The organism is Streptococcus danieliae (genome assembly GCF_009767945.1).
Lineage (GTDB): Bacteria > Bacillota > Bacilli > Lactobacillales > Streptococcaceae > Streptococcus > Streptococcus danieliae.
The window spans coordinates 1-6,293 of record NZ_WSRS01000097.1; the positions used below are offsets into that span (position 1 = coordinate 1).

4 protein-coding genes are annotated in these 6,293 nt (G+C 40.5%); 2 read left to right on the top strand and 2 right to left on the bottom strand.

The annotated features are described in order from the left end of the window. Positions 1-87: 87 nt before the first annotated feature. Entirely contained in the window at positions 88-1,638 is a 1,551-nt protein-coding gene (locus E5983_RS08270; RefSeq protein ID WP_160333376.1) for a hypothetical protein, read from the bottom strand. 215 nt (positions 1,639-1,853) lie between these two features. Between E5983_RS08270 and E5983_RS08275 the strand changes: the two genes are divergently transcribed. After that, complete coding sequence (locus E5983_RS08275) at positions 1,854-2,306, top strand: universal stress protein (protein WP_160333377.1); 453 nt, start codon at positions 1,854-1,856, stop codon at positions 2,304-2,306. A gap of 146 nt (positions 2,307-2,452) precedes the next feature. Here the strand turns inward: E5983_RS08275 and E5983_RS08280 are convergent, their stop codons facing one another. Next, positions 2,453-3,856 carry a Cof-type HAD-IIB family hydrolase gene (locus E5983_RS08280; RefSeq protein ID WP_160333378.1) on the bottom strand — a complete coding sequence of 468 codons (1,404 nt, stop codon included), beginning with the start codon at positions 3,854-3,856 and terminating at the stop codon, positions 2,453-2,455. Positions 3,857-3,952: 96 nt separating this feature from the next. Here E5983_RS08280 and E5983_RS08285 point away from each other — a divergent pair, with 96 nt between their 5' ends. Further along, positions 3,953-4,912, top strand: a complete 960-nt coding sequence (locus E5983_RS08285; protein ID WP_160333379.1) for an asparaginase — start codon at positions 3,953-3,955, stop codon at positions 4,910-4,912. The last annotated feature ends 1,381 nt before the right edge of the window (positions 4,913-6,293 follow it).

Sequence of the window (6,293 nt, forward strand, 5' to 3'; positions counted from 1 at the left end):
GAATCCATTTTTATCCTTAGAACAGATTGAACGACAAGAAAAATCATCAGAAATTGCCATTGTTTTTTGGCAATTTCTGATGATTTTTTAGCTATTTACACGGAGTTGTTTGAGGTATGAATAATTTGGGTTAAATGTTGTTTTAGGCAAGAATTTAGTTCGCTTACCATTAAAATAAAATTCTGATCGTAACGGATCCTCGTCTTCATTTTTAGCTGAGGCTAAGAAATGAGCAGACCAGGTCTTTTGAGAGTTAGACGGTAAAGTACTATACACTCCCTTATCATTTGTAGAAACAAATGTCAGAATTCCATAGTATTCAGTAGCTTGCATCGCTAATCCAGTACCAGATGCACCTAAAAGAGGAATTCTATGACCATAATTATAAACGTTAACCTTTGTAGAATCTTCAGATCCATAGCTAGATGTATTCCTATAATCATTATAGTATTCTAGAATCTCTCTATAGGCTATCTCTTTTTCAGAAAGTTTCGATTTTTTACTAATAAGAGTTGTTGCATTCTCTGTCGCATCACGAATCCCAAAGTCTGCCAATTGTAAAATTGTGTCATGGCTTAATTTTTTATTTCGAGCCATTTCATCGGTTCGAGCTTTAGCCCATTTCAAAGCCTCTGAAGTTACTGGTGGTACTGGAATATCAATTCCGTTAATGTTTCGCAGTTCTTTAAGATATTCCGAAATATATTGCGAAACCTTCTCACAATCAACTTCTTTATCCGAGTATTCTTCTGCATTTTTTAGCACAATAACTTCTGTAGCTTCACCGTCAAATTCAAGATTTTCATTTGCACTCACATAGTACTTCTTCCCATCCTTAATAAAGTACGGGTCTTTTGGTTGAGAATAGGCATCAGAATCTTCCACTTTATTTTCAGCAACAACATACTGAACCAATTCAGTTGTATATTCAGGTCCAGCTTCTTTTACTGCTTTTTCCAATTCTTCTTTCTTTTTCTTTGAATTCAAATAAAATAGCGACTTCTCTTTTTCTAGCGCGTCAAGCTTTTTATTTAGTTCAACTAAATCTTGATTCGTTTGTTTTAAAGTAGATTCTAGTTGACTCACTTCTTTTTGAGCAGTTATGACACTGTTTGCATCAAAAGTTGCTTCCGCCAACTGAACTTTAGCCTCAGTTTCTCGTACCTCAACTAATTTTGACTCAACATCTTTTTGGGCAGCTTGAAGAATGGGCTCGTATTCATGAACCTTCTGCTCTGCATCCTTTAATTGATTTTTGGCACTCTCTAAAGATTTATCATTTACTAGTGCTATTTCAATCTCTTTAATTTTATCTGTTGCCGTAGCTATTTTTTCTGGCGTGATATCTTCGAGCTTTTTAGCAGCATTTTCTAATTGTTCCAAACCGGTAGCCAATTCATTTTCAGCTATTGAAACGTTTTCTTTATCTTCAGAAACCCTTAATTCTTGCTCTTGGATAGTCTTATTCAATTCATTAATGTTTTCTTGCTCAACCATCAACGCGTCAGACTGACAACTACAATCAACACTTTTAACATCCTTATCTTCCACAACTGCGTTAGCAATCTCATCAGCTGCTACGCTTGAACCAGTTGCTGCAACTGTTGCAACTGCACCTGCTATCAGTATCTTCTTCATAATTATTCTCCGTATTTCAAGTATGTAAACTAACAAGACAGATTCTAATCTGTCACCCTCCATTATATATATATATATATATATAATGTCAAACATCCTTTTCATTTGTCACAAAAATGTAATAATCAACTTCCGATTTTTATAAATTTTCCCTATAATATTGCATTATCTAATGAAAAGGGTTACAATAGAACTATATAAAGGAGGGTAAGCTTATGACTCAACATTATCAACACATCATGGTTGCTTTAGATGGTTCTAAATCTGCTGAATTGGCCTTGCACAAGGCTATCCATGTGGCCCTGCGCAACCAGGCTCAGCTCTTTCTGGTTCACGTCGTTGATACACGCGCGATTCAAAGCGTAACCCCTTTCGATTCCGATGTTTATAAGCAACTCAAAATCGAAGCTCAGAAAATGCTCGAGGAATATGTCCAACAGGCTCAGGCTGCCGGTTTAACAGAGGTCCATCAAGTGATTGAATTTGGCAATCCTAAGACACTTTTGGCAACCGACATTCCCGAAGAGCACAAGATCGATTTGATTATGGTTGGGGCAACAGGTCTCAACGCCTTCGAACGCCTCTTGGTTGGTTCCTCATCTGAATACATCCTGCGCCACGCCAAGGTCGATTTCCTTGTCGTGCGTGAGCAAGAAGATCTCTTTTAGGACACTCAGCGAGTCAGGAATTGACTCACTGAGCTTTAAAATAGACAAGCACGAAATAATCTTGTAAATACTCAAACAGCGTCCGATGTTCGTAAACTCAGTTAGTGCCTGTGTCAGAGTCAGTTCACAAACCATAACATAAGAGGCTAGGATTTTTTCCCAGCCTCTTTTTTACTATGGTGTTTGTGGTAGGCTCTTTTTTGGCGTTCCAATTCCTTCTCAATCCCAGGTTCAGGGGCATATTTTTCTTCCCAATCATCTGGTTTCAAAATTTTATGGGTTTGGCCATCAAAATGGGCTTTGCCGTCTGGAAAAATTTTGCCCATGTTAGCCTGGTGAACCAGGTCAAAGATCGGAGCTGGGTCCACTCCCATGAGTACAAAATGACCATAAGTGAAATAGAGGAGATCCGCCAGAGCATCTGTCTGCTTGACTAAATCCACTTGTGGTTCTCCTGCTTTAGAACTGACCTTCTCCTTGGCCTGGTCAATAGCTTGGTGGAGTTGGCTAATGGTTGCTTCAAACTCGGCGGGAGAAGCACTGGCTGCATGGACAAATTCTACTAGTTCCTCAATCGTAAAGGCCGCCCGATAGCCCGCATCCTGGCAGACCCAAGGACGTGGATCTTCTTGCGTCCGCTGATCCATCAAACTATGGAACTGCTTGACCTTATTGAAACTAGTATCCTGACTGACAAAAATCGGCTCCTGGCCTAGAAAACCGAAATAGGACAAGGCCTCATGAATCCCATCTTCGGTGTTGGAACTGGTTGTGTGCTGGGCGACTTTCTTAATCCGACTAGAGCCATTGCCCATGGCAATCGACAAGCCAACTCCAGACAACATTTCAAAATCATTATCCGAATCGCCAAAGGCCATAACTTGATCCAGGTCAAAACCAAACTCCTGGCCCAAAAGTCGAATCCCCTCCAATTTGGACATTCCCTGGCTAATAATATCTGATGCATAGGGACTGGAGCGGGTAAATTTCAAGTGTGGAAACTGTTGGGCAACTTCCGTGCCCTCCTTACTGGTTGCCAGCATTAGAATTTGGTAAATAGGCTCTTTGGCCAAAGCTTCCAACTCCTGGTAATCCTGAGGGACAAAACGACTCACAACCTTATTAAAAGACTGGGTGACCAGACTGGATAACTTAGGCGGAATCAAACGATGGAGGCCCTGAGTTAGAGAGGACATGCCAAAAGACATAATCCGCGATCCCAACATACCATCCGCACGCCCCAGTGCAATCTCCTTGCCATGTTTTTTAGCATAAGCCAGAACTTCTGCAACTTCTTGGTTAGAAAGGGTTTGGGCGTAGAGCAAGCCACTGGGGCTGAAAATATACTGGCCATTATAGGTCACAGCAAAATCCAACTCCAGTTCCTCCATAAATTCCTGCACAAAGAAAGGTCCCCGACCAGTCGCCAGTCCCACCAGGATACCTTGTTTCTTCAGCGATGCAATTGCCTGTTTGGTCGACTTGAGGACTTGGCGGCTATCATTGACCAAGGTCCCATCGATATCAAAAAAAACTGCTTTTATGTCCATTCTAGCCCTCTTTATCCATCCTTTCCTTCCTTTTATTTTATCATAATCGGGCCTCTAGTATGATAAAATGAAAATAAAAAAGATATGAGGTGCGTTATGAAACGAATCTTGGCTCTTCACACAGGAGGAACCATTTCCATGCAGGCCGATGACCAGGGACGGGTTATGACCAATGAACAAAATCCCATGGTCCAGATCCAAGCAGGATCTGAAAATGTCCAATTGATTTCAGTAGATCTGTTAAATCTGCCTAGCCCTCAGATGACCCCCAGCCACATGCTCCAGCTTTTCCAGGCCATCAAGGATTATGCACATCAAGTGGATGGGGTGGTCATCACTCACGGTACGGACACCCTCGAAGAAACAGCCTATTTTCTGGACACCATGAGCTTGCCGCAAATCCCCGTGGTGATTACCGGTGCCATGCGCTCTTCAAACGAACTCGGTAGTGATGGCATCTATAATTTCCAGGCAGCTATCCGTGTTGCCGCAGACGACCAAGCCCAAGATAAGGGCGTTTTAGTTGTCATGAACGATGAAATCCATGCGGCTAAATATGTCACCAAAACCCACACCACCAACGTCTCCACCTTCCAGACCCCAACCCACGGTCCACTAGGCCTAATCATGAAAAAGGAAATCGTCTACTTCAAACAGGCCCAAGAACGAGTCCGCTTTGATCTCCAACAAATCGAAGGCCAAGTAGCCATCCTCCCCGTCTACACCGGTATGGACGGCGAGCTCCTCAAAAACATCCAAACATCCCAACTAGACGGACTCATCATCGAAGCCTTCGGTGCCGGCAATGTCCCCCCACTGGTCGCAGACCAGCTCGCAAATCTAGTACAAGCGGGTCTCCCCATCGCCCTCGTTTCCCGCTGCTTCAATGGCATCGCCGAACCCGTCTATGCCTATCCCGGAGGCGGCCAAGACCTAGCCAACAAGGGCATTGCCTTTATTAAAGAACTCAACGCCCCCAAAGCCCGCCTCAAACTCCTCATCGCCCTCAACGCTGGACTGCAGGGAGAGGAATTGAAGGAATACTTGGAGGGGTAACTACTCTTTATCTCGATTAACAAACAGACAAAAATTATTGCTCTTTTAACCAAGATTAAACACGCAAAAAACAATCGGAAAGAACAGATCAATCATTGTTTTTCCGATTGTTTTCTTTTTGTGCTTTTATTCAAAAGCACACTGCTCCATCAGCCTTAAGTTTACTTTGCAATAAAATCAAGCACTTACTCAAAGGAATTGATAATGGGGACCTCTAAAAACCCCAGTTTTTCTTCAAATTTAATCACTCAAACCTTGATAAATCAACATTTAGATTTTCAGAAATTTAGTTTTTAGAGGTGCCCTAATCTAATTACAGAGTACTCAAGTAGCCAGTCTATAACCATTTTTTACCGCAATATATTGATACATAAAGGCGGTAATAATCAAATTTAAACAATAAATCACCTGGCCTCGTAAGATTCCTAATGATAATATTGAAATCGATACAATTACTAGTTTCTTTAGACTAACCCGATAATTCGATTCCTCAATTGGAATATTTGAAGTAAACTTTTTTGTTAGATAATGAATAACGATTAGAAAGACAACTTGTAGGCAGGATAGGATCAAAAATAATCGTAAATTGGCATAATGAACATAAGGGGACCTCTAAAAACCCCAGTTTTTCTTCAAATTTAATCACTCAAACCTTGATAAATCAACATTTAGATTTTCAGAAATTTAGTTTTTAGAGGTGCCCATAATTCAAAAAACCAGTGAGTATTACCCCTAAAAATAACATTACGTTCCCCATACCTCAACTTCTCCTTCCATAACCCCGTAAAACTTTCATCCACCGCCAACTTCAACTTTACCTTATACATACTTGCTCATTGGACACTTATCAAGTTTTTCTACCAACCTTGAAATCAAGTGAAAAGATAGAGCCTATTGTGTAGACCATGATTAATACATTCAAGTAAAAGAATCGAAGTTCAGTGGACATGGTGCCTATTTGTATGATTAAGAGAAACGTAATTAAAATCGGAATCAGCAGGGTATTCTTGATAAGGGACCTCCTTACAGTAATTTAATATATTTTATGTGTTCTAAGCCACCTATTTAAGTGCACGGTTTAAACTCTAAGAACTCCATATTTCGTAAACAATTTCTTTATCCATTTGACACACTCCGTAAAACTCTACTTTAGAGTTTATACAAAATTCTTGACAAACTCTGGAATCTACTTCCTGTTTATCTTTTTTATGTGAACAATCAACAAAAATATGAAAACAGATAGGCCAGTAAGATTCAAGATCCAAGCAAAAGAATTTAATGGTCTTCCGAAATTCGAAATAGATAGTATAGTTGTTTGAGATATAAACAGTATGTGCTATACTAGTGATATGGCATACGGAATTGATTTTAGAAAACGTGT

What these genes read in the sequence shown, in the direction of transcription:
- E5983_RS08270 (WP_160333376.1), bottom strand. Translation starts at nt 1,638, where the DNA reads ATGAAGAAGATACTGATAGCAGGTGCAGTTGCAACAGTTGCAGCAACT.
- E5983_RS08275 (WP_160333377.1), top strand. Translation starts at nt 1,854, where the DNA reads ATGACTCAACATTATCAACACATCATGGTTGCTTTAGATGGTTCTAAA.
- E5983_RS08280 (WP_160333378.1), bottom strand. Translation starts at nt 3,856, where the DNA reads ATGGACATAAAAGCAGTTTTTTTTGATATCGATGGGACCTTGGTCAAT.
- E5983_RS08285 (WP_160333379.1), top strand. Translation starts at nt 3,953, where the DNA reads ATGAAACGAATCTTGGCTCTTCACACAGGAGGAACCATTTCCATGCAG.